Origin of the sequence: Pseudoalteromonas sp. SR43-3, assembly GCF_014163875.1 — a bacterium.
Classification (GTDB): domain Bacteria; phylum Pseudomonadota; class Gammaproteobacteria; order Enterobacterales; family Alteromonadaceae; genus Pseudoalteromonas; species Pseudoalteromonas distincta.
Genome location: NZ_JACJEC010000014.1, coordinates 44,166 through 68,001 on the forward strand (window position 1 = coordinate 44,166; position 23,836 = coordinate 68,001).

At 40.2% G+C, this 23,836-nt stretch carries 21 protein-coding genes and 10 tRNA genes; 10 read left to right on the forward strand and 21 right to left on the reverse strand.

Translation table 11 applies throughout. The features are described from left to right. Positions 1-67: 67 nt before the first annotated feature. Genes lnt through miaB form a run of 5 tightly spaced genes read right to left on the reverse strand, consistent with a single transcriptional unit; the run spans position 68 to position 5,526 of the window. Positions 68-1,618, reverse strand: coding sequence for an apolipoprotein N-acyltransferase (lnt, locus tag H5088_RS14805; RefSeq protein WP_182753481.1), 1,551 nt, complete (start codon positions 1,616-1,618; stop codon positions 68-70). Beyond that, complete coding sequence (gene corC / locus H5088_RS14810; RefSeq protein WP_002958541.1) at positions 1,599-2,483, reverse strand: CNNM family magnesium/cobalt transport protein CorC; 885 nt, start codon at positions 2,481-2,483, stop codon at positions 1,599-1,601. The genes lnt and corC overlap by 20 nt, the downstream gene beginning before the upstream one ends. A 22-nt stretch (positions 2,484-2,505) precedes the next feature. Then, entirely contained in the window at positions 2,506-2,964 is a 459-nt protein-coding gene (ybeY, locus tag H5088_RS14815; RefSeq protein WP_182671337.1) for an rRNA maturation RNase YbeY, read from the reverse strand. Positions 2,965-2,968: 4 nt separating this feature from the next. Beyond that, the gene (locus tag H5088_RS14820; protein ID WP_002958543.1) at positions 2,969-4,027 is read right to left on the reverse strand and encodes a PhoH family protein; all 1,059 of its coding nucleotides are present in this window, start codon (positions 4,025-4,027) and stop codon (positions 2,969-2,971) included. Positions 4,028-4,077: 50 nt separating this feature from the next. Next, a complete protein-coding gene (gene miaB, locus H5088_RS14825; RefSeq protein ID WP_002958544.1) occupies positions 4,078-5,526 on the reverse strand; it encodes a tRNA (N6-isopentenyl adenosine(37)-C2)-methylthiotransferase MiaB in 1,449 nt (482 codons plus the stop codon). A gap of 256 nt (positions 5,527-5,782) precedes the next feature. Between miaB and H5088_RS14830 the strand changes: the two genes are divergently transcribed. Then, the gene (locus H5088_RS14830; protein WP_259398122.1) at positions 5,783-6,952 is read left to right on the forward strand and encodes an FAD-dependent monooxygenase; all 1,170 of its coding nucleotides are present in this window, start codon (positions 5,783-5,785) and stop codon (positions 6,950-6,952) included. Between the two features lie 154 nt (positions 6,953-7,106). Beyond that, complete coding sequence (locus tag H5088_RS14835; RefSeq protein ID WP_182753485.1) at positions 7,107-8,690, forward strand: bifunctional diguanylate cyclase/phosphodiesterase; 1,584 nt, start codon at positions 7,107-7,109, stop codon at positions 8,688-8,690. A gap of 41 nt (positions 8,691-8,731) precedes the next feature. Here the strand turns inward: H5088_RS14835 and H5088_RS14840 are convergent. The 16 genes from H5088_RS14840 to lolB form a co-directional block, all read right to left on the reverse strand. Continuing rightward, positions 8,732-8,806 (reverse strand) — tRNA-Gln (locus H5088_RS14840). Positions 8,807-8,846: 40 nt separating this feature from the next. Further along, positions 8,847-8,931, reverse strand: a tRNA-Leu gene (locus H5088_RS14845). A 71-nt stretch (positions 8,932-9,002) separates the two neighbouring features. Beyond that, positions 9,003-9,077: transfer RNA gene (locus H5088_RS14850), tRNA-Gln, on the reverse strand. A gap of 39 nt (positions 9,078-9,116) precedes the next feature. Next, positions 9,117-9,201 (reverse strand) — tRNA-Leu (locus H5088_RS14855). A gap of 71 nt (positions 9,202-9,272) precedes the next feature. Beyond that, positions 9,273-9,347, reverse strand: a tRNA-Gln gene (locus H5088_RS14860). Between the two features lie 40 nt (positions 9,348-9,387). Further along, positions 9,388-9,472, reverse strand: a tRNA-Leu gene (locus H5088_RS14865). A gap of 89 nt (positions 9,473-9,561) precedes the next feature. Then, positions 9,562-9,638: transfer RNA gene (locus H5088_RS14870), tRNA-Met, on the reverse strand. A gap of 5 nt (positions 9,639-9,643) precedes the next feature. Beyond that, positions 9,644-9,718 (reverse strand) — tRNA-Gln (locus H5088_RS14875). A gap of 39 nt (positions 9,719-9,757) precedes the next feature. Next, positions 9,758-9,842, reverse strand: a tRNA-Leu gene (locus H5088_RS14880). 46 nt (positions 9,843-9,888) lie between these two features. Then, positions 9,889-9,965, reverse strand: a tRNA-Met gene (locus H5088_RS14885). Between the two features lie 455 nt (positions 9,966-10,420). After that, complete coding sequence (gene ychF / locus H5088_RS14890) at positions 10,421-11,512, reverse strand: redox-regulated ATPase YchF (protein ID WP_182753487.1); 1,092 nt, start codon at positions 11,510-11,512, stop codon at positions 10,421-10,423. Positions 11,513-11,565: 53 nt separating this feature from the next. Further along, a complete protein-coding gene (gene pth, locus H5088_RS14895; protein ID WP_002958548.1) occupies positions 11,566-12,150 on the reverse strand; it encodes an aminoacyl-tRNA hydrolase in 585 nt (194 codons plus the stop codon). Positions 12,151-12,169: 19 nt separating this feature from the next. After that, entirely contained in the window at positions 12,170-12,781 is a 612-nt protein-coding gene (locus H5088_RS14900; protein WP_002958549.1) for a 50S ribosomal protein L25/general stress protein Ctc, read from the reverse strand. 149 nt (positions 12,782-12,930) lie between these two features. Beyond that, positions 12,931-13,878: a ribose-phosphate pyrophosphokinase gene (locus H5088_RS14905; protein ID WP_002958550.1), complete on the reverse strand. Its 948-nt coding sequence runs from the start codon at positions 13,876-13,878 to the stop codon at positions 12,931-12,933. An 88-nt stretch (positions 13,879-13,966) separates the two neighbouring features. Further along, positions 13,967-14,824, reverse strand: a complete 858-nt coding sequence (ispE, locus tag H5088_RS14910; RefSeq protein WP_138489384.1) for a 4-(cytidine 5'-diphospho)-2-C-methyl-D-erythritol kinase — start codon at positions 14,822-14,824, stop codon at positions 13,967-13,969. 2 nt (positions 14,825-14,826) lie between these two features. Then, positions 14,827-15,414: a lipoprotein insertase outer membrane protein LolB gene (gene lolB, locus H5088_RS14915; RefSeq protein ID WP_033020640.1), complete on the reverse strand. Its 588-nt coding sequence runs from the start codon at positions 15,412-15,414 to the stop codon at positions 14,827-14,829. A gap of 83 nt (positions 15,415-15,497) precedes the next feature. Here lolB and hemA point away from each other — a divergent pair, with 83 nt between their 5' ends. The 8 genes from hemA to kdsA all read left to right on the forward strand — a co-directional run bounded on the left by hemA (position 15,498) and on the right by kdsA (position 23,801). Continuing rightward, complete coding sequence (gene hemA / locus H5088_RS14920; protein WP_024594740.1) at positions 15,498-16,754, forward strand: glutamyl-tRNA reductase; 1,257 nt, start codon at positions 15,498-15,500, stop codon at positions 16,752-16,754. A 7-nt stretch (positions 16,755-16,761) separates the two neighbouring features. Then, on the forward strand, positions 16,762-17,847 hold the full coding sequence (gene prfA, locus H5088_RS14925; protein ID WP_002958554.1) for a peptide chain release factor 1: 1,086 nt from the start codon (positions 16,762-16,764) through the stop codon (positions 17,845-17,847). A gap of 2 nt (positions 17,848-17,849) precedes the next feature. Continuing rightward, entirely contained in the window at positions 17,850-18,689 is an 840-nt protein-coding gene (gene prmC, locus H5088_RS14930) for a peptide chain release factor N(5)-glutamine methyltransferase (RefSeq protein WP_182753489.1), read from the forward strand. Between the two features lie 54 nt (positions 18,690-18,743). After that, complete coding sequence (locus H5088_RS14935) at positions 18,744-20,288, forward strand: response regulator (protein ID WP_024595292.1); 1,545 nt, start codon at positions 18,744-18,746, stop codon at positions 20,286-20,288. A 29-nt stretch (positions 20,289-20,317) separates the two neighbouring features. Next, the gene (locus H5088_RS14940) at positions 20,318-20,692 is read left to right on the forward strand and encodes a SirB2 family protein (protein ID WP_007583965.1); all 375 of its coding nucleotides are present in this window, start codon (positions 20,318-20,320) and stop codon (positions 20,690-20,692) included. 149 nt (positions 20,693-20,841) lie between these two features. Further along, on the forward strand, positions 20,842-21,669 hold the full coding sequence (locus tag H5088_RS14945) for a tetratricopeptide repeat protein (protein ID WP_002958558.1): 828 nt from the start codon (positions 20,842-20,844) through the stop codon (positions 21,667-21,669). A 14-nt stretch (positions 21,670-21,683) separates the two neighbouring features. Beyond that, entirely contained in the window at positions 21,684-22,937 is a 1,254-nt protein-coding gene (locus tag H5088_RS14950) for a DUF819 domain-containing protein (protein WP_182753491.1), read from the forward strand. Between the two features lie 9 nt (positions 22,938-22,946). Further along, entirely contained in the window at positions 22,947-23,801 is an 855-nt protein-coding gene (gene kdsA, locus H5088_RS14955) for a 3-deoxy-8-phosphooctulonate synthase (RefSeq protein WP_002958560.1), read from the forward strand. The last annotated feature ends 35 nt before the right edge of the window (positions 23,802-23,836 follow it).

Consider the following 23,836-nt stretch of genomic DNA (forward strand, 5'->3'; position numbering starts at 1 on the left):
AGCGAAGCGAAACCCAACAATAAACACTTTTTTAAATAGCTGTCCACCGACAGCTATTAATTTTAATTCACTTTCTCAACCTAACCCCAAACCCAACAACTCCCATCAACAACACAAATCCCCACACAAACACATTGCCGTATTGGCTGTACACGCTGTCGCCTTTTATAAGCTTTATTTTGGCTTTCAATATGGTAGCTTCAAACTGAGGCATGGTTTGTTGTGTGTGGCTTATAGGGTCGTATACGGCGCTTACACCATTGTTAGTAACACGCACTAGAGGGCGTTGTAGTTCGAGCGCGCGCATACGGGCTATTTGCATGTGTTGCAAAGGCCCAATAGAGTCACCAAACCAGGCATCGTTACTTACTGTAAAGAGTAGGTCGGAATCGCTTTTGTAATTACCGCGTACTAAATCTGCAAAAACAATTTCGTAGCAAATAGCAGGGAGTAGGTTATAGCCATTGGCGCGCAAGTTGTTTTGCACTTTTTCGCCACGGGTAAACGATGACATAGGCAAATCGAATAATGGGGCAATAGGGCGCAAAAAGTCTTGAAACGGTACAAATTCGCCAATAGGTAGTAGCTGGTGTTTTTGATAGCGGTTTTTATCAAGGTAATGGTAATGCCCATGCTCGTCGCCACGTTCTTTATTACCGACCACAATAAGTGTGTTGAATATATTTTTGGTGTCTCGCTGGTAGTCAACAATACCGGTTACAAGGGCGGTTTGATTAAACGAGGCGGCACTGTCTAAATTGGCTAGGTAGGAATCGGCAAGCATTTCTATTTCAGGCACTGCGGCTTCTGGCCATACTATTAAGTCGGCATCCCAATGTGGACGTGTCATGTCTTGGTATTTGCTCATTGTGGTCCAAAACTCACTTGGCTCAAAGCGCAGGTGTTGCTGTATGTTCCCTTGTACGAGCAATACTGACATGTTTTTATCTGTGTAATGAATGCTGCCTGTGGTATTTGCACCTGTAAAAATAAGCGCAACAGCTGTCGCAGTAACCGCCGGGGTTTTAAAATCTTTTTGGGTAAGTCTATATAGTGCAAAGCCAATAGCCACACATGTTAGTGTTAAGCCAAACTCGCCAATATAAGGGGCGAGCAGCCTTAAAGGTCCGTCGGTTTGTGTGTAGCCAAAGCTTAACCACGGGAAACCGGTAAGTACGGTGCCACGTAAATACTCACTAATTGCAAAGCAGGCAATTAGTAATGCGCCAAAGCTTTTAGGACCAGTGGCAAAGCGTGTAGTTGCCCAAAAGGCAAGTGCGGGAAATAATGCTAAGTAGGCGCACAAAAAAGCCATTAACGAGAGCGACGCTATAAGCGGCATACCGCCAAAGGTGGCAATAGAAACATGTACCCAGCTTATACCTGCACCAAACCAGCCTAGGCCAAATATAAAGCCATATTTAGCGGCGGTTTTTGCGTGTGCTTTACCGGTATTATTGGGATTAACGCAAAAAATTATGGCACCAAGGCTAACAAATACGATGGGCCAAATTTCAAAGGGGGCATAGCCAAAAGTTAAAACAAGGCCCGCAACGAGTGCGAGCCATGCTTTTTTATCTTTTGCTAATAGGGTAAGTCTAGTTAGCAGTTTCTTCACTGTCGTTATCATCAGCCTTAGGAACGGTGACTTGCAGTTGCAAAATACGACGATTGTCGGCGTTGGTTACTTTAAATTGGTAACCTTCTATGTCAATCGTTTCACCACGGCTTGGCATATGGCCAAATGCGTGCAGTACAGTTCCGCCAATAGTATCGGCTTCGTCTGTGCTGTAGCCTGTTTTAAAATGCTCGTTAAAGTCATCTACAGGAGTGAGTGCTTGCACTACGTGGACATGTTTAGCAAGTTGACGAATATCTTGATGTTCTTCTTCTTCGTCGTGCTCATCTTCGATTTCGCCAACAATTATTTCAAGAATATCTTCAATCGTTACTAAGCCCGATACGCCGCCGTATTCGTCAATAACTACAGCCATATGGTAGCGTTGCTGACGGAATTCGTTTAGCAATGTATCAACACGTTTGCTTTCAGGTACTACCATTGCTGGGCGTAAATAATCGCGTATTGATGGTAAATGCTCGTCTTTATTTAAGATCAGTGGCAATAAATCTTTAGCGAGTAAAAAACCTTCTACATGATCTTTGTCTTCAATCACCACTGGAAAACGTGAGTGAGTTGAGTCAACCATCATTGGAATTAGTTCTTCAAGCGGGCTGTCGATCTCAAGAGTGATCATTTGTGAGCGCGGAACCATTATGTCTCGCACTTTAAGCTCAGACACGCCAAGCACACCTTCTATCATCTCTTTTGTTTCTGGATCGATTACGTCTCGTTCTTGCGCATCGGCAATAACTTCGACCAGCTCTTCTCTATTCTGGGGTTCCCCTTGCAACATTTGGGCTATTCTGCCCAACCACGTTTTGCCAGAAGAACCCTGGCTAGATTGCGAGTTACCGTCGCTCATTGCGTCTAATTGCTCCGTTAATTTAAATATCGTCCCGGTATGGGTCTGCTATGTTTAGCTCTGCAAGTATTTGCTTTTCGATGCTTTCCATCTCTAAAGCGTCTTCACTCTTTATATGGTCAAATCCAAGCAAATGCAAGCATCCGTGAATAACCATGTGAGCAAAGTGGTCATGAAATGACTTCTCTTGCTCAATTGCTTCAGCTAATACAATGGCTGGGCAAATAATTAAATCACCAACCAAAGGAATATCTATGCCTGGTGGTGCTTCAAATTCGAACGACAGTACGTTGGTCGGTTTATTTTTACCGCGATAGTCGTTATTAAGTTGTTGCGATTGCGCTTCGTCGCTAATAACGATACTGAGTTCGGACTCGTCACGGTATTGGCTAAGGGCTTTATCGGCCCATAGTGCAAATTGTTCCTCGCTTGGGAGGTTGTCAAACTCACAGGCTATTTGTAAATCAAGTTCGGTTGTCAAAGTATTACTCTTTAGTAGTAGGCTGTTGAAGAGCAGCGAGTGCGTCTTTTGCATTTTGCTTTTCAATGCGCTTAAGTCGCTCGCTTTCGTCGTTACGCTCGTAGGCTTCAACTATGCGTGCTACAACAGGGTGACGTACTACGTCGTGGGCTTTGAAGTAGTTAAAGCTAATTTCGTTTACGCCATCAAGCACTTCAATTGCATGGCGAAGGCCTGAGCGTGTGCCACGAGGTAAATCGACCTGTGTAATATCGCCTGTAATCACCGCTTTTGAGTTAAACCCTATACGGGTTAAAAACATTTTCATTTGCTCGGCGGTGGTATTTTGGCTTTCATCTAAAATAATAAAGGCATCGTTTAAAGTACGTCCGCGCATGTAAGCAAGCGGTGCGACTTCGATGATATTTTTTTCGATGAGTTTTTCTACTTTTTCAAAACCTAACATTTCAAAAAGAGCATCGTAAAGAGGGCGCAGGTATGGGTCTATTTTTTGACTTAAATCACCTGGTAAAAAGCCAAGCTTTTCGCCAGCTTCTACAGCAGGGCGCGTTAGTAATATACGGCGTATTTCTTGGCGCTCAAGAGCGTCGACGGCGGCTGCAACTGCAAGGTAAGTTTTACCAGTACCTGCAGGGCCAATACCAAAGGTAATGTCGTGGTTTAAAATATTAGCCACATAAACACCTTGGTTGTCGTTACGTGGTTTAATTACACCACGGCGGGTTTTAATAACCATTTCTTTGCCATAAGCGCTGCTGGATGCATCTTGCTCTAAGGCTTTTGATTCGGTAATAGCTAAATGAACGGCGTCGGGTTCTATTTCGCCTAAAACACCACGAACTGGCTGAGTATCAACATAAAGGTTTTTTAAGATTTCTACAGCGCCGGCGCAGTTGTGTAGTTTACCGGTTACTTTAAAAAAGTTGTCACGGTGAATTATTTCAACAGCCAGGTGGCGTTCAATTTGTTTGATGTTTTCGTCAAACGGGCCACATAAAGAAGATAGGCGTTTGTTATCGGCAGGTTCTAAATAAATCTCTAATGTTTTTAACTGATTACTCAAAATTGCTTCCTATAGTACTGCGCCAGCGTTAACTGGCGCTAATTGTGTGACTAAGGAACGAAAGTAGCTACGCCAATTTCGTTAACAGTGTCTGGTTTTGGCTCTGCAGCTGCAGCTTTAGTTAAAATAGCTGAAGGAGCGACTTCACGTCGTAAGTTCATTTCTGATTCTGTACGAATTAAGTCACCACGTAAAGAGTTAGGTAGTGCTTCGGTAATACGTACATCAACAAACTGTCCGATCACAGTGTGCGGGCCAACAAAGTTTACTACACGGTTGTTTTCTGTACGGCCACGTAATTCCATAGGGTTCTTCTTAGAAGGACCTTCAACAAGTATACGTTGCTCTGTATCGAACATTTGACGACTAATTTGCTGCGCCATTTGTGTAATACGGTTTTGTAGTAAGTATAAGCGTTCTTTTTTCTCTTGCTCTGTTACGTCATCCGGCAAATCTGCCGCTGGCGTACCTGGGCGTGCGCTGTAAATAAAGCTAAAGCTCATATCAAAACCTATGTCGCTAATAAGCTTCATGGTTGCTTCAAAGTCTTCTTTGCTTTCGCCTGGGAAACCAATAATGAAATCTGACGACATACTTAAGTTAGGACGAATTTTACGTAACTTACGAATTGTCGATTTGTATTCAATTGCCGTATGGCCACGTTTCATTAGGTTTAATATACGGTCTGAACCACTTTGTACTGGTAAATGTAAGTGATCTACAAGCTCTGGTACATCGGCGTAAACGTCGATTATATCTGGGGTAAATTCTACCGGGTGCGATGTGGTGTAACGAATACGGTCAATACCATCAATAGCTGCAATAAGACGAATTAAATCAGAGAAGTAACAAATTTCGCCATCGTGCGTATCGCCGCGGTATGCATTTACGTTTTGACCTAAAAGATTTACTTCACGTACGCCTTGCTCTGCAAGTTGTGCAACTTCAAGTAGTACGTCATCTACTGGGCGACTAACTTCTTCACCGCGAGTATAAGGTACAACACAAAAAGTACAGTACTTAGAACAGCCTTCCATAATTGATACGAAAGCAGATGGGCCATCTGCTTTTGGCTCTGGCAGACGGTCAAATTTTTCAATCTCTGGGAATGAAATATCAACAACCGATGAGCCTTTGTCGCCTTGCACTTGTTTAATCATTTCTGGTAAACGGTGTAGCGTTTGCGGACCAAAAATAACATCTACAAATGGCGCACGTTGGCGAATAGAGTCACCTTCTTGTGAGGCAACACAACCACCTACACCAATGATTAAATCTGGCTTGTCGTCTTTTAATAACTTCCAGCGACCTAATTGGTGAAATACTTTTTCTTGTGCTTTTTCACGAATTGAACAGGTGTTAAGTAAGATTACGTCGGCATCTGTTGCATCTTCAGTTAGCTGGTAGCCGTTGGTGGCATCTAAAAGTTCAGCCATTTTCTGAGAGTCGTATTCGTTCATCTGACAACCCCAGGTTTTAATATGCAGCTTTTTGCTCATTGAAATATAGCCTCGTGTTCAATTCGATAGTGGCACAAAAATGTGCTTGAAACAGGATTAAGGAGCAAGCATGCTCACTTAAAGGAGGCGTATTTTAGCTGGATACCCGTCCAGATCCAAGTATAGTTTTCATGTTTGTGATCTCAAATCAATACGAGGCGAGTTTAATCAGCGGTTAGGGATATCCTCTGGTATAAAACAAATTAATTTTGATACAATCAAAACAGACTCAAGTAATAATAAAATGATGAAAAACATGACTAAAAATAATGTGATAGTAGTTGGTGGTGGCATGGTTGGCGCGGCTATGGCGATAAAGCTTGCTCAACAGGGCTTTGGCGTACGCATAATCGAAAAACACCTAATAGACCCATCACAGATTCTTAGTAGTGATAAGGTTGATATTAGAGTGTCGGCTATTAATCGTTTTTCAGAAAATTTACTTGATGAATTAGGAGCAATGCCGCTTTTAAGACAAAACCGCATAGCGCCTTATCAGCAATTAGAGGCATTTGAGCGCGGTGGTGATAATTTATTGTTTGACTGCGCCGATATAAACACCACGCATTTAGGCCACTTAATTGAAAATAGTTTAATTCAAGCAAGTTTATGGCAGCAATTTGATCATTATAAAATTGAGGTTATTGAGCAAGCCACGCCTATTACTAAAATAGAGCAAACGGATGATTTAATCACGCTTGTGTATGGAGCTCAAACCTATACCGCTGATTTAGTGATTGCAGCCGATGGCGGACAATCGCAGCTGCGTGCTAAAGCTAATATAGGAATTACCGGCTGGCAGTATCAGCAGCATTGTATGGGGGTATTAATTAAACTCGATGCGCCGCAACAAATTAAAACATGGCAGCAGTTTACGCCAAGTGGGCCACTCGCATTTTTGCCAATGCAGGCACCATACGCTAATTTAATTTGGTACGACGATGCAAATACACTGCAAGCATTTAAAGGGCTAAACCCAGCTGAGCTAAAAATGCACATACTTAATAAATTTCCTGAACTTGCTGGAGACTTTGAAGTACAAACTCATGCAATATTTCCGCTTACTCGCCAACATGCTAACAACTATTCACAAGGGCGCTTAGTTTTAGTCGGTGACGCTGCACATACAATAAATCCGCTTGCAGGGCAGGGTGTAAATTTAGGTTTTCAGGATGTAGTGGCACTTGCTGAAGTTTTAGATAATGCTGCGGATATAGGGCGCCCGTTAACGCTTAAAGAATATGAGCGAGCTCGCCGTAAGGCTAATTTATTAATGATGAGCATGATGGATGCCTGTTACTTTGGCTTTTCTAACCAAGTTGCGCCACTTAAATGGGCACGTAGCCAGTTTTTAAAAATGGCTAATAATACAGGCCCTATAAAAAACTGGGTTTTAAAATACGCAATTAGCGGTGATTTAGGCTAAATTTAAAGTAGAGATTAAAAAGGCTCATTTATGAGCCTTTTTTTATGTCTGTTTTTAAGTGGACAAATAGTGACCCAGTTATATTAAATAAAATTTTAATTTGACTAGGGTTATATCACTAAACCGCAATTTAATAATTTTAAAGAGCCTATGTGTGGATAATTTTTTTTCAGTAATAATTATTTTAGGTGCGCTACTGCTAGTTGCTAGCTTAAAAACAACCTTTAAAGTTTGTAAAAAAACATCGCAAAGAGCGTGGAGTGTACTGTTATGTGCTATTGTCTGTTTTATTTTAGGGTATTGGTGGATACTTTATTACTTTTCAAATTACGATACGGCACCAATAATAAGAAATGCAGTTGCCACAATATTATTTGGTGGTGCAGGGTTTGTTTTCTTAGTTGTCAAACTGAGTTTGAAAAGCATCCTTAAAATAGAGCAAGCAACGCAGTATCAAAAATATCAAACTGAGCACGATAACTTAACAACCTTACCCAACCGCAATAACTTTTTTAAATCCTTGAGTAAACAAGTCGATTACCCTTCTTCATTTGCATTATTTTATATTGATTTAAATAATTTTAAACAAATTAATGATGCGTTTGGTCATCAATGTGGTGATCAACTACTGGCTGCTTTTGCTAATAAGTTAAGCAAAGAACTATGTGGCATTGCTAAGTTATATCGAATAGGGGGGGATGAGTTTGCGTTTTTACTGAATACCGATACTGATGAAAGCATGGCTCACTGTGTAAATATTATAAACTCAGCCGTTAAAGCTCCGTTTTGTACACATGAGCAAATGGTTAAAATACAATTAAGTATAGGCGTAAGCCGTTTCCCAGATGATAGCCGATTACCCGACCAGTTACTAAAAAAAGCCAACTTGGCACTGCATGAAGCAAAAAAGACATTTCAACCTTTAGTAAATTACTCATCTGAAATAGGTAAACGAGCTGAGGACTTTTTTGATTTATCAGTCAAAATTAAAGCCGCGTTACACAAAGGTGAGTTCGAGCTTTATTTACAACCAATAATGAACTCCAAAGATATTCAATTGCATGGCCTAGAAGCGCTGATCCGATGGCCGCAAGCTGATGGTAGCTTTATTAGTCCTGAAAAGTTTATAAGTGTAGCTGAGCGTACAGGGCTTATTTTTGTTTTATCGAAATGGGTTGTACAAGAAGCAGTTAACCATATTAGAAAACTTAAACTGTTTGGGTTTACCGGTACTGTTCATGTCAACTTATCAACGAAAGATATTGAAAGCAGCGAGTTTTACGAATTTATAATTAGCTTACTTACTACTGACCCGACTTTAAGTGATTCACTAATATTTGAAATTACAGAAGGGGCAATGATGACAAACATACCCGCAGCAAGAAAAATGATGCAGCAGTTAAGTATGCGTGGATTTAAATTTAGTGTTGATGATTTTGGTACGGGGTTTTCGTCACTATCGTTATTAAGGGAGTTGCCCATAAACCAGATAAAAATAGATCAATCGTTTATCAAAGATATGCTCATTAATCCGCCTGATTACGCTATTGTAGAATCTACGTTGTTTTTGGCGAGCCGATTAAATTGCGATGTAGTAGCTGAAGGAATAGAAACCAAAGAAGTAGAGCAAGCGCTATTGAGTATGAACTGTGATTATTTACAAGGGTATTTATATAGCAAACCAATAGATATAGACGAATTTATAAATGTATATTTAAGTACAGAAAAAGTAAGCTAAATTTAATGAATATTGAGAAGTTTTAGAGAAGGAAGTCAAATTGGCTGGGATACCAGGATTTGAACCTGGGAATGCCAGGATCAAAACCTGGTGCCTTACCGCTTGGCGATATCCCAACTATAAATTTGATATTAATTTTAGTTCTTAATAAGAACATGGTGCGGAAGGAGAGACTTGAACTCTCACATCCTAAGATACTGGAACCTAAATCCAGCGCGTCTACCAATTCCGCCACTCCCGCATCACTAATGTGCTCATTTAACCTCTAAGCTAGAGTAATTCTTTTATTCAACTTTCCTTGGTAGAAGAAGTTGGCTGGGATACCAGGATTTGAACCTGGGAATGCCAGGATCAAAACCTGGTGCCTTACCGCTTGGCGATATCCCAACAAAGAATTCTTTTATAATTTTAGTTCTTATCAGAACATGGTGCGGAAGGAGAGACTTGAACTCTCACATCCTAAGATACTGGAACCTAAATCCAGCGCGTCTACCAATTCCGCCACTCCCGCATCACTAATTTGCTCATTTAAACTCTAAGCAAGAGTCATTCTTTTATCCAACTTTCCTTGGTAGAAGAAGTTGGCTGGGATACCAGGATTTGAACCTGGGAATGCCAGGATCAAAACCTGGTGCCTTACCGCTTGGCGATATCCCAACAAAGAATTAATTGATATTTTTAGTTCGTATCAAGAACATGGTGCGGAAAGAGAGACTTGAACTCTCACAACCGAAGTTACTGGAACCTAAATCCAGCGCGTCTACCAATTCCGCCACTCCCGCATCGTTTGTGTTATAAAACACAGGTAGTTATTTTAGACTCTTCATTGAGTGCAATTTAACTCTTGCAGAGCCACTTCTAAAAAAAGAAGTGGTGGCTAAGACGGGATTTGAACCTGTGACCCCATCATTATGAGTGATGTGCTCTAACCAGCTGAGCTACTTAGCCATTGTTGGCTGGGATACCAGGATTTGAACCTGGGAATGCCAGGATCAAAACCTGGTGCCTTACCGCTTGGCGATATCCCAACAATAACAATTGATAGTTTTAATTCTTATCAAGAATTATGGTGCGGAAGGAGAGACTTGAACTCTCACATCCTAAGATACTGGAACCTAAATCCAGCGCGTCTACCAATTCCGCCACTCCCGCACACAAGGTAGTTATTTTAAACTCTTCATTGAGCAACAAAAAAATATGGTGGCTAAGACGGGATTTGAACCTGTGACCCCATCATTATGAGTGATGTGCTCTAACCAGCTGAGCTACTTAGCCATCTTTTTTTGTTAGCACTTCATCGCTGAGTGCGGGGCGTATTATGCTGATATGACCCAAATTCGTCAACACCTTTTTTGCAAAAAAACACTTAACTGTGTTTGTTTGCAGGAAAATTAAGCTAAGCGGCTAAATTTTAATAAAAATGATGATTTTTTGAGTGCAATTCACATACAAAATTTGTCGCTAAATAAAAAAAGCAAAAACCAATAGTTTGAAGCTGTTTGATTATTCAACAAATTATTACGCTCTGGTTAAATCTTAACATTAATTTGTTTAAGAGGTACTTATTATTGAGGTTTGATCTTCTGCGCAGTGTGTTTTTTTAGATTAAACGTAGGCATTTAGGTTGGGGCTATATCAATTTTATAAGTTTATAACGTTGGAGGTACAAAAAAGGCTCGTAAAAACGAGCCTTTAAAATTATTACCAATACTAATTCGGTTTCATTTAACTTATACGTTGAACAAGAAGTTCATTACATCGCCGTCTTTAACAATGTACTCTTTACCTTCTTGACGCATCTTACCTGCTTCTTTTGCGCCGCTTTCACCTTTAAAGGCAACAAAGTCGTCAAAAGCAATCGTTTGCGCACGAATAAAGCCACGCTCGAAGTCGGTATGGATTTTCCCCGCTGCTTGTGGCGCTGTTGCACCTACAGGGATTGTCCATGCACGCACTTCTTTAACACCCGCAGTGAAATAAGTTTGTAATTGTAGTAATTCATAACCACCACGAATAACAAGATTAAGGCCGGGCTCTTCTAAGCCAAGATCAGCCATAAACTCAAGCTTGTCTTCGTCATCTAATTCTGAAAGCTCAGATTCGATAGCAGCACATACAGGAACAACAATCGCATCTTCTGCTGCAGCAATAGCGCGTACACGGTCAAGGTATGGATTATTTTCAAAACCATCTTCAGCAACGTTTGCAATATACATAGTTGGTTTAATAGTTAAGAAGTTGATAGAGCTGATTGCTGCTTTTTCTTCTTTAGTTAATGCTAAAGCGCGTAAAGTTAAGCCTTCATCAAGATGCACTTTTACTTTTTCAAGTACGGCATTTTGCTCTTTGGCGTCTTTATCACCACCTTTTGCTTTTTTTGCGTTACGGAAAAGGGCTTTTTCAGCGCTATCCATATCAGCAAGTACTAACTCAGTGTTGATTACGTCAATATCGTCAGCAGGGTCAATAGTGCCTGCTACGTGAATGATGTTTTCATCTTCAAAACAGCGAACTACGTGGCCAATTGCATCGGTTTCACGAATGTTAGCTAAAAACTGGTTACCAAGGCCTTCACCTTTAGATGCGCCCTTTACCAAGCCAGCAATGTCTACAAATTCCATACTAGTGGTAAGAATTCGTTGAGGATTAACAATTTTAGCAAGTTCGTCTAGACGAGGATCTGGCACAGGTACCACACCTGTATTAGGCTCAATGGTACAAAAAGGAAAGTTAGCGGCTTCAATACCCGCTTTAGTTAGTGCATTGAAAAGCGTTGATTTACCTACGTTAGGCAAGCCAACGATGCCACATTTAAAACCCATAGTAAGATACCTTGTTTAGAATTCGTTTAAACGGTGTACTTGGACCCAAGTTACTAGGGTTTAAACGAATGTAGTCTGTTTTGTGCTTTTAACACACCATCTTTTGCAAGTATTTCCATGCAACGAACTGCTTCATCAACAGCAGCATCCATTTTTTCTTGGTCTTCTTTGGCCGCTTTTCCAAGCACCCAACCAGTTACCATTTCACGATGCCCCGGATGACCTACACCAATGCGCAAGCGCATAAAGTCTTTTTGATTTGCCATTTTTGCAATAATGTCTTTTAAACCATTATGACCGCCATGCCCGCCACCTTTTTTTAATTTGGCAACGCCTGGGTCTAAATCCAATTCGTCATGGGCAACTAAAATGTCCTCGACAGGGATTTTGAAAAAATTAGCTAAACTACTGACCGCTTTACCACTTAAATTCATGTAAGTAGTGGGGATCAATAATTTGAATTCTTGGCCTTGAATGATCACTTTGCCTGTAAGGCCGTGATATTTAGGATCGTGTTTTAGAGTGCAGTTATAGCGTGCAGCGATTTGCTCGATGAACCAAGCACCTGCATTGTGGCGTGTGTTTGCGTATTCGGGGCCTGGATTAGCCAGGCCCACAAGCATTTGAATAGAATTCAAGGTTGCGAGACCTTAAATATTATTCTGCTGCTGCAGCGTCGTCTTCAACTGGAGCTGCTTTGTTTGCTTTGATAGTCAGGATAGACTGATCATGGCCTTCGCCTTTAGCTAAATCTACAGAGCTAACGCCTTTAGGGAAAGTTAGGTCAGAGATATGAACTGAATCGCCAACAACAAACTTAGAAACATCTACTTCAATGAATTCTGGAAGTGCTTTTGGAAGACACGTAATTTCAACTTCAGTTAACTGGTGAACAACAGTTGCGCCAGCTTTAGTTACAATCTCTTCACCGATGAAGTGTAGAGGAACTTTAGTTTGAAATTTATGAGTAGCATCTACACGTTGGAAATCAAGGTGAGTAAGCTTAGGCTTGAATGGGTGACGTTGGATATCTTTTAAGATTACTTCAACAGCTTCGCCATCAACGTTAAGCGTAAGGATATGCGTGTAGAAACCTTCGTCTTCTTGAGCTTTGATCATATCTTTATGAGCAAAAGTAAGAGATAAAGCTTCTTTATCAGCTCCGTAAAGGATTGCAGGAACTTTGTCTTCGCGACGTAGGCGGCGGCTCGCACCAGTACCAGTTTCTACGCGAAGTTCAGCGTTATACGTATAAGTTTTGTTAGACATGATGTCTCCAGTTATTTAAATGTGTAGGGCCTTTGCGACCAAGGTCCCTAGCCAAAAGGCGCGCTATCATACCACCACGCCCAGATAAAATAAACATCGCTTACAAAAAAAGCGCCAAAAGGCGCTTTTATATTCAGGAATGTTTAATTTTAGTGTTCAAACATCGCTGAGATAGATTCTTCGTTACTAATACGACGAATAGTCTCTGCTAACATGTCAGCAAGCGTAAGTACCTTAACTTTATCAAGGGCTTTAAGCTCATCAGATAGCGGAATTGAGTCAGTTACAATTACTTCATCAATCATTGAGTCACGTAAGTTTTCGGCTGCTTTACCTGAAAGGATAGGGTGCGTTGCGTATGCAAATACACGCTTAGCGCCATGTTCTTTAAGTGCTTCTGCGGCTTTACACAATGTACCACCGGTATCAATCATATCATCTACGATAATACAATCACGACCTTCAACGTCACCAATAATGTGCATTACTTGAGAAACATTTGCTTGAGGGCGACGTTTATCAATGATTGCTAAATCGGTATCGTTTAGTAGTTTTGCAATTGCACGAGCACGTACAACACCACCAATATCTGGAGATACAACAACGACGTCTTCAAAGTCGCGTTCTTTCATATCTTCAAGTAATACAGGGCTGCCAAATACGTTATCTACAGGTACATCAAAGAAGCCTTGGATTTGTTCAGCGTGTAAATCAACCGTAAGAACACGGTCAACACCAACACTTGATAAGAAATCTGCAACAACTTTAGCGGTAATTGGAACACGAGCAGAACGTACACGACGGTCTTGGCGCGCATAACCAAAATAAGGAATGACGGCAGTAATACGACCTGCAGATGCACGACGTAGAGCATCAACCATAACGATAAGTTCCATCAGGTTATCGTTTGTAGGGGCACAGGTTGATTGCAAGATAAAAACGTCCGAGCCACGAACATTTTCATTTATTTGAACACTGATCTCACCGTCGCTAAAACGGCCAACAACAGCATCGCCTAATTCAATATATAAACGTTTTGCAACTTTTTGAGCTAACTCAGGTGTTGCGTTACCAGCGAAGAGCTTCATGTCAGGCACGGTAGGGTTCCTCAGGCACTGAATATTTGGACTAACGGGCAATGATAAATATCACTGCGGGTTAACTTATGATTACTTGTACGTTACTTCATTGATCGAATATGGCGGTTAACTCCGTATGAGCAGGTGAGACATTTGCGCTTGAAGCCACAAAACCCTGCCAAGTATGGGGGAGATTTTCAAGTACATCTTGTGCTTGAACTTGGCTAGCAAATTCGACAAAACAACATGAACCTGTTCCGGTCATCTTCGACGGTGCGTATTTTAGCAACCACTGGAGGGTTTTTTCAACCTCGGGGCAAAGCTTTTTAACTAAAGGCTCACAATCGTTGGTCAAAGTATGGTGTTTCCAGTCGCCTATTATTTTTGGTGTGTCGCGTTTTAAATCTGGATGTGTAAATATTTTTGCGGTACTTACATGTTGGTTAGGGTGTACAACGCAGTACCATTTTTGTTCAAGTGTTACTTGGTGTAGTTTTTCACCAATACCGTGCGCTATGGCGCTTTGACCTTGTATGAACACCGGAACATCTGCCCCTAACTTGAGCCCCAATTGTGCTAGTGTTTCTAAATTTAGTGCCAATTTCCATAACTTATTTAGGGCTAATAAAGTACTCGCTGCGTCAGATGAACCTCCTCCAACACCGCCCCCCATCGGCAAGCGCTTAATTAAATTTATTTTTACACCCAAAGAGGTTTTACAGTGTGTTTGTAATAATAAAGCCGCTTTATAGATGAGATTATCATTTAGAGGGATGTCTTTAGTATCACCACCGACAGAAATACTCCCATCTGTTGTTAACTCAAAATGCAGCTCATCGCCAAAATTTAAAAAAGTAAATAAGGTTTCAAGTTCATGATAGCCATCTTCTCGGCGAGCATTAATATGTAAAAATAAATTGAGTTTTGCCGGAGCAATAAGTGAAAAAGAGGTTTTGTTATTCATACTTATTTAAACTGCCAATCGTATAGTTGAATTTTAATTTTTATTTGTTGGTGCTTTAACGTCAGTTTAGTAGGTAACCAGTAACCTGCGTTTTGTACATAGGTGCCATAATCTATTTGCCATTTTTTGCCTGTATTATCAAACCATAATACTTGCTTTGCACGCCCAAGCTCATCAACAATTAAACTTTCATCGTCAATAGTGCCTTTAAGCCAGTTATCGGCATTATCAACCGGTAGTGTAAAACCCGTTAATCGTTTTAAAAGCTCTGCAGCGTTAGTATCAAAGTATTGTTCACCGTCAAACTCTAATTCAGCACCGTTAGCTGTTTGTTTAAGCGACAAAATACGAGTACCAATAAAAGTAGTCAGTATTAAATTATTGGAATTTGTTGTTTGCTGCCAATTTAAGTTTGCAGATTGACGCTCTTCTGGGCTAATAAATGCAAGTTTACCTTCTACTTGCCAAGTTTTTTGAGCAGCTAAACGTGGTTTCCAATCATCATAAAGTGTTGTTTTTGTATCAATTTGATGAGCACAGCCACCTAAAAACAAAAAAAACATGAATAAAATCAAATATTGTCGAATCAAATGTTGTTCCTTACTTTCCATATTCCGCTGATTTTTGGTAAAATTACCGCCTTTGAAGTAGGGCTCAGCAATATTTGGCAAATATGACCATAATAGCACTAGGTATAAATCACAAAACCGCATCCGTAGAATTACGTGAAAAAGTGGCTTTTTCGCCTGAGCAAATTTCAGAGGCGTTGCAACAATTAAGTGGCCATGCCGACTTTAATGAAGCGGTTATTGTGTCTACCTGCAATCGAACCGAGATCTATTGTAGCCTCGCTCAGCAAAATTCCCAAACACTGTTGAGCTGGCTTGCCAGTTTCCATGGTTTGGATGAACATGAACTGAGCAAAAACACTTATTGCTACGAAGATAACGATGCTATTAATCACTTAATGCGCGTGGCGTGTGGGTTGGATTCTTTGGTGTTGGGCGAACCGCAAATTTTGGGGCAAATAAAACAATCGTTTTTTAGTGCTAAAAACCACGATGCAGTAGGTGTTACGTTTGATAGGTTGTTTCAAAAAACATTTTCAGTAGCGAAACAAGTTAGAACTGAAACCGATATTGGCGCAAGTGCTGTATCGGTAGCGTTTGCTGCAGTTAACTTGGCAAAGCATATTTATGGCAAGCTTGATAAGACCAATGTGTTATTAATTGGCGCAGGTGAAACCATTGAATTGGTTGCTAAACATTTATACCAAAATGAGCCTCAAAATATCACTGTTGCAAATAGAACTATTGAGCGAGCTCGTAACTTAGCTGATGAAGTGTCGGCAGATGTGATTGCTTTGGCGCAATTGCCTGAGCGTTTGCATAAAGCCGATATAGTGATTAGTTCTACAGCCAGCACTTTGCCTATTATTGGTAAAGGGGTGGTTGAGCAGGCGCTAAAGCAGCGACGTCACAAACCTATGCTATTTATAGATATAGCGGTTCCGCGTGATATAGAAAGCCAAGTTGGGGAGCTAGATGCTGCCTATTTATATTCCGTTGATGACTTACAAACCATTGTAAGCGAGAATATGGCAGCGCGCGAGCAAGCTGCACAGCAAGCGCAAATAATTATTACTGAACGCACCAAAGAATTTGCAATGTGGATGCGTTCACTCGATTCGGTAGATTTAATCCGCCATTATCGAAACGATGTACAAACAATTAAGTCTGAACTTGTAGAGCGTGCTGTTAGTCAGCTCAATACAGGTAAAGATGCAGAAAAAATTATATTAGAGCTCGCCAATAAATTAACCAATCGCTTAATGCACGCGCCTACCCGTGCAATACAAGATGCAGCGAAAAAAGGTGAAGTGGCGCAGCTAAACCAGTTGAAAAAAATGTTAGGTATTGATCAGGAATAACCGTTAAATGAAAGAGTCTGTTTATAATAAATTAGAAACCTTAGTAGAGCGTTATGAAGAAGTACAAGCGCTGCTAAGCGACCCGTCGGTCATTAGTGATCAAAACCGTTTTCGTGCGCTTTCAAAAGAGTATTCTGAGCTTGAAGAGATTGTAAAAACGTTTTTAAACTATAAAGAAACGCAAGACGATTTAGCCAGTGCAGAAGAAATGCTTAAAGATTCTGACCCTGAAATGCGTGAAATGGCGCAAGAAGAATATAAAGAAGCAAAAGCACAAATACTAGTGATTGAAGATCAAATTCAAGTATTAATGTTGCCAAAAGATCCGCGAGATAACAACAACGTGTTTGTTGAAGTACGTGCAGGGACGGGCGGCGATGAAGCGGCTATTTTTGCTGGTGACTTATTTCGTATGTACAGCCGCTACGCAGAAAATAAAAAATGGAAAGTAGAAGTTGTAAGCACCAATGAAGGTGAGCATGGCGGTTACAAAGAAGTTATTGCAAATATCAGTGGCGAAGGCGTTTACGGTCAATTAAAGTTTGAATCAGGCGTACATCGCGTACAACGTGTACCAGAGACTGAATCACAAGGTCGTGTTCATACCTCAGCGTGTACTGTTGCGGTTATGGCAGAAGTACCAGAAGCAGAAGCGATACAAATTAATACAGCAGATTTAAAAGTTGATACATTTCGTGCATCAGGCGCAGGTGGTCAGCACGTAAATAAAACTGATTCTGCTATTCGACTTACACATATACCTACCGGTGTTGTGGTTGAGTGTCAGGATCAGCGTTCGCAGCATAAAAACCGCGCTAAAGCGATGTCAGTACTTGCAGCTCGACTGCAACAAGCTGAAGATGAAAAACGCCATGCGGCAGAAGCCTCTGAACGTCGTGACTTGGTAGGTAGTGGCGATCGTTCTGAGCGTATTCGTACTTATAACTACCCGCAAGGTCGTATTACCGATCACCGTATTAACTTAACACTTTATCGTTTAAACGAAGTGGTAGCCGGTGATTTAAGTGCGATTATTGACCCATTAATGCAAGAGCATCAAGCTGACTTATTAGCGGCTATGGGCGACGAGTAGTCGTGAGCCAAACTCTTGAACAAGCTATTGCTGCAGGCGCTAATTTATTAGCACCTAGCAGCGAAAGTGCTAAATTAGATGCACAAGTTTTACTTTTACATATTCTTCAAAAACCTCACAGTTACCTTTTCACTTGGCCAGAGCATGAACTTAACGCTGAGCAACAACAGCAATTTAATACATTTTGCCAAAGGCGTTTAAACGGTGAACCTGTTGCACATATTACGGGGCAGCGTGAGTTTTGGAGTTTATCGCTTGAAGTTAACGCAACAACCTTAATACCTCGACCAGATACTGAAACGCTAGTAGAACAAGCACTTGAAGTGACTGTACCTGCTACAGCTAAAGTACTTGATTTAGGCACCGGTACTGGTGCAATTGCGTTGGCACTGGGTAGTGAAATGCCTAATTGGCAAATTACTGCAGTAGATAGAGTAAGCGATGCAGTTGCACTTGCTACACGTAACCAGCAGCGATTAGCGATTAATAATGTACATGTTAAACAAAGTAACTGGTTTAGTGAGTTGCATGGCGAAAAATTCAATTTAATTGTCACTAACCCTCCTTATATAGAAAGTAGTGATATACATTTAAATCAGGGTGATGTGCGCTTTGAGCCTCTATCGGCATTAGTGGCTGATGATTGCGGAATGTCTGATATTAAACAAATAATTACACAATCACGTGACTATTTGTCATCTAATGGCTATCTTTTAATAGAACACGGTTTTGAGCAAGGTGAAGCTGTTCGTCATTTTTTTGAAAAAATGGCGTTTGTTAATATTAAAACAGTGAAAGACCTTGGTAACAATGACCGTGTAACACTTGCACTGTGGCCCTAGAGAATAATAATTGCCTACTAGTGCGTTAAATAATGCCATGAAGGAATTTCGACTATGATGGGTGATTTTTTATTTTCAGATGAACCAGAAGAAACAATCGATGAGATTGAACACGGTACCTGGAAAGTATTAATCGTTGATGATGAACCTGAAGTTCATGCTGTTACAAAACTAGCACTGAGTGATTTTGAATTTCAAAATAAACGCTTAGAGTTTATTAGTGCCTACTCAGGTGCTGAAGCGAAAGAGCTCATAAAAGAGCATCCAGATGCCGCTATTGTGCTACTTGACGTGGTAATGGAAACCGACGACGCTGGTTTGCAGGTTGCTAAGTTTATTCGTGAAGAAGCTAAAAATAATCATATACGGATTATTTTAAGAACAGGCCAACCTGGCCAGGCACCTGAACGTCAAGTCATTATTAATTATGATATTAACGATTACAAATCGAAAACGGAGCTAACGGCTCAAAAATTATTTACTGTTATTATGTCGAGCCTACGCTCGTATCGGGATATTATTTCGATTGAGCAATCACGCGAAGGGCTTGAGAAAATAATTATAGCGTCTCGTGATATTTTTTCTGCGCATTCAATAGAGCACTTTATTGAAGGCGTTATGCAGCAATTAACATCTTTATTGGGTATTGCTGATCAAGCTATGTATGCCACCACTTTAGTTGCACAAAACCCAGAACATGAAAAAAATAAAAAACTAATAGTTTGCTCTGGCACTGGCGATTTTGAAAAAAGTGAAGGTAAAGAGCTTGATGAGGTATTACAAGCTGAGCAGTTAAGTGCGTGTCATCAGGCGCTTAATGATAAAAGTATCATTTATAAAGATAATTACTTATTTGCGTACTGCAGTAGTGAGTACAATCATAATTCAATGCTGTTCATATCAGGTGTCCCAAAGGATTTAACGGATACTCAGCGTCATTTAATCAAAATATTTTCTCAAAATGTGCAACTTGCCTTTGAAAATGTGCAGCTTCAGTCTGAAATAGAAGCGACACAACAAGAGCTTGTTTATAGGTTAAGTGAAGCAGTAGAGCAGCGCTCAACCGAGACAGGTAATCATGTTAAACGTGTAGCACATATTTGTCATATTTTAGCTGAGGGCTATGGTTTATCTAAACATGATGCAGATTTAGTAAGGTTGGCGTCTCCTCTTCATGATGTAGGTAAAGTGGGTATTCCTGATGCGATTTTAAACAAACCAGCAAAGTTAGAACCTCAAGAATGGGAAGTGATGAAAACCCATACTGATAAAGGCTATACTATTTTAAAAGACTCTCCCCATGAAATTGTGAGTACAGGTGCAATTATTGCAAAAGAGCATCATGAAAAATGGGATGGGTCTGGTTACCCACAAGGTCTAAGCGGAAACGCAATTAATGTATTTGGTCGCATAGTCGCACTTGCTGATGTATACGATGCACTTCGCCATAAACGGTGTTATAAAGAGCCTTGGACATTACAAAATGTGGTTGATGAAATTAATGCTGAAAAAGGCACACATTTTGAACCAAAAATGGTTGAAGTATTTAACGAAAAGCTTGATGAGTTAGAGGCGGTTCTTAGCCGTTTTCCTGATTAAATTTTTATAAAACAGAAGTACAGGGGCATATGGATTATTTAGCAGTAAAGCACTCGCACATGGCAATTGCGATGTTAAGTGTAATATTATTTTATGTTCGCGCTTTTTCGCGAATGGGCAGTGGTAAATTAGCAAAAAATAAAGCAGTAATGATTGGTAGTCACAGTATAGATACTTTGTTATTAGTGTCTGCACTTACGCTTATATTTATGGCTAAAATTAATCCGTTTGAACAATATTGGCTATTAGAAAAAATAGTTTTAGTGGTTATATACATCGGTATTGGGGCTAAAAGCGCCAGACAAACTAAAATGACGGCTAAAGTTGCTTACGTTTTAGTTAATACCGCTGTTATTTTAGCGATAGGTTATTTAGCGACGTCTAAATCAGCTTTTTTGCTTTAAGTAATACCTGACTATTTGAGCTTTATAGTTGTTTTGTAAAGCTCAAATACAACTCCCTCTCAGAAAATATTCAAATACACCTCTATATTGGTATATAGCTTTAAAGTTAGGTAAACTACGCCTTCGTTTTCTAAAATGTTGCAGTATTAATGACTACCCTCGGGTTTGACGAACACGATGAATCTTATCTTGATGATGCTTACGATGAATTTACACCTCCAGCGATTTACCGCTGTATTAAAGCAGAGTCAAAGTGGGACCCTCAGATAGATTTAACACCATGTTATGAAACTTTAACTGACTTTGAACAGCAAATTTCAGCGCTGTGTTTAAAAGTGAGTGATGAGCACGATCGCCTCGAAAAATTATTAGATATGTTTTACAGTGATTGGCTATTTAGTGCATCAGGTTTAAAAGTGCCTGAATATAAATTAAATACATTAAGCTATACGCTTTCTATGCGCAGTGGTTCACCTACAACACTGGCAATTATACTTTGTCATTTTTTACAACAAGCTAACTGTGACGCGAACCTTAGTCTTACCCAAGGTGATGTTGGCGTACATGTGGCGATTAGTGACGAAGAAGGCTACATAATAGAGCCAAGCAGTGGACAACAAAGTTGGTATATTATCCCTGAAAACGCAGATGAAGATGATGGTCAAGAGCAAGAGCCACTAGAACTGATTTTTGATGACGAAGTATATAAGTTATTTTTAGCTCAGCAAAAATGGTCTTTCATTAGCGAAAATAAATTTGGTCATGCTTTAACCTGTGTAGAGATGCTAATGGAGTTAATAGGCGACGACCCGTATGAGAGACGCGACAGAGGTTACTTATTAAATCAGCTCGGTTGCCCTAAAATGGCACGTGATGATTTACAGTTTTTTGTAGATGAGTGTCCGGACGATCCTGCAATAGAGATTATTCAACACCAAATAGAAGAACTAGAAGATAATAATAAAACGCACCATTAAGAATAGGAATAATTATGGTTGAAACTCAAAGCGCATTAATTACAAATGATGCCGTTGTGCTTGGTTTGCTTGCTATTATTTTGGGGTTTATTTTTAAAACCTCAAACAGTGAGCGTCCAGCTTTAAAACGATTTTATAAATACGTACCTGCTTTATTGCTGTGTTACTTTTTACCTTCGTTATTAAATACCTTTGGTATTGTAGATGGTAATAAATCTAATGTTTATTATGTGGCTTCGCGCTACTTACTACCTGCCTGTTTAATACTACTTACCATTAGTATTGATTTAAAAGCGATTATTAACTTAGGCCCTAAAGCACTTATTATGTTTTTAGTGGGTACTTTAGGCATTGTTATTGGTGGGCCATTAGCTATTTTAGTAGTGAGCGCATTTGACCCAAGTATTGTTGGTGGGCATGGCCCAGATGCCGTATGGCGCGGTATGACAACTGTTGCAGGTAGCTGGATTGGCGGCGGTGCTAACCAAGCATCAATGAAAGAAATGTTTGAAGTTGGTGGTGATATATTCTCAGTAATGATTACAGTAGATGTAATTGTCGCTAATATTTGGATGGCTGTTTTATTGTTAATGGCAGCAAATCATAAAAAGATTGATGCAGCGACGGGTGCTGATACAAGCGCAATTGAAGATTTGAAAAAGCGTGTGGAAGAATATCACGCAGAACATGCACGCATCCCAACTCTTAATGATTACATGGCGCTGATTGCAATTGCATTTGGTATAACTGGCTTAGCACACTTTTGCGCTGACTTTTTGGGGCCGTACTTTGGCACTACTTATGAATGGGCAAAAGAATACAGCTTAAACAGTAAATTCTTTTGGCTAATTGTTATATCAACAACGATTGGTATAGGCTTATCGTTTACTAAAGTGAGGCAAATAGAAGCGTTTGGCGCTTCAAAAGTAGCTTCTAGCTTTTTATATATTTTGGTTGCATCGATTGGTTTACACATGAATGTAACCGCTATTTTCAATAACCCTGGGCTATTTTTAGTGGGTGCAATTTGGATGTTAGTGCATGCAAGCATTATGTTAATTGTGGCTAAACTGATTAAAGCACCGTTATTTTATATGGCAGTGGGTTCTCAGGCTAATGTGGGCGGCGCAGCGTCAGCACCTGTTGTAGCATCAGCGTTTCATCCGTCATTAGCGCCTGTTGGTGTCTTGTTAGCTGTACTGGGCTACGGTGTGGGTACTTATATGGCTTATATCTGTGGATTAATGATGCAAGCAGTTGCACCTTAAGGAATTTAAATGAAAGACCAAATTATTAAAATTAATGAAATTGAACTTGCAAACAACAAACCGTTTGTATTGTTTGGTGGTATTAACGTATTAGAATCTCGCGATTTAGCAATGCGTGTTGCAGAGCATTACGTAGAAGTTACGACGAAACTAAATATTCCTTATGTATTTAAGGCCTCATTTGATAAAGCTAATCGCTCTTCAATCAATTCGTACCGTGGTCCAGGTATGGAAGAAGGTTTAAAAATATTCGAAGAAATTAAAAACACGTTTAAAATTCCACTAATTACTGACGTACATGAACCGCATCAGGCTGCACCTGTTGCAGAAGTTGTTGATGTAATTCAGTTACCTGCTTTTTTAGCGCGTCAAACAGATTTAGTTGTGGCGATGGCTAAAACAGGTGCAATTATTAATGTGAAAAAACCACAGTTTTTAGCGCCACATGAAATGCGTCATATCATTACTAAATTTAATGAAGCTGGTAATAACAACGTAGCTCTTTGTGAGCGTGGCTCTAGCTTTGGTTACAACAACCTTGTGGTTGATATGCTGGGTATGGATGACATGAAGGCAATGGCACCTGTTATTTTTGATGCAACACACGCGCTACAACGCCCTGGTGGACGAGCTGACTCTGCTGATGGTCGTCGTGCACAAGCTGCAGAGCTTGCGCGCAGTGGTATGGCGTTGGGTATTGCTGGTTTATTTATCGAAGCGCATCCAAATCCTAACGAAGCTAAATGTGATGGCCCATGTGCGCTAGCGCTTAGCAAGTTAGAAGGCTACTTAACGCAAATGAAAGCGGTTGATGATTTAATTAAAAGTTTTGCCCCACTTGATACAAGTGCAAGCGATTTATAATTAAGCATGATGTTTATTAAAAAGCGACTCAGGTC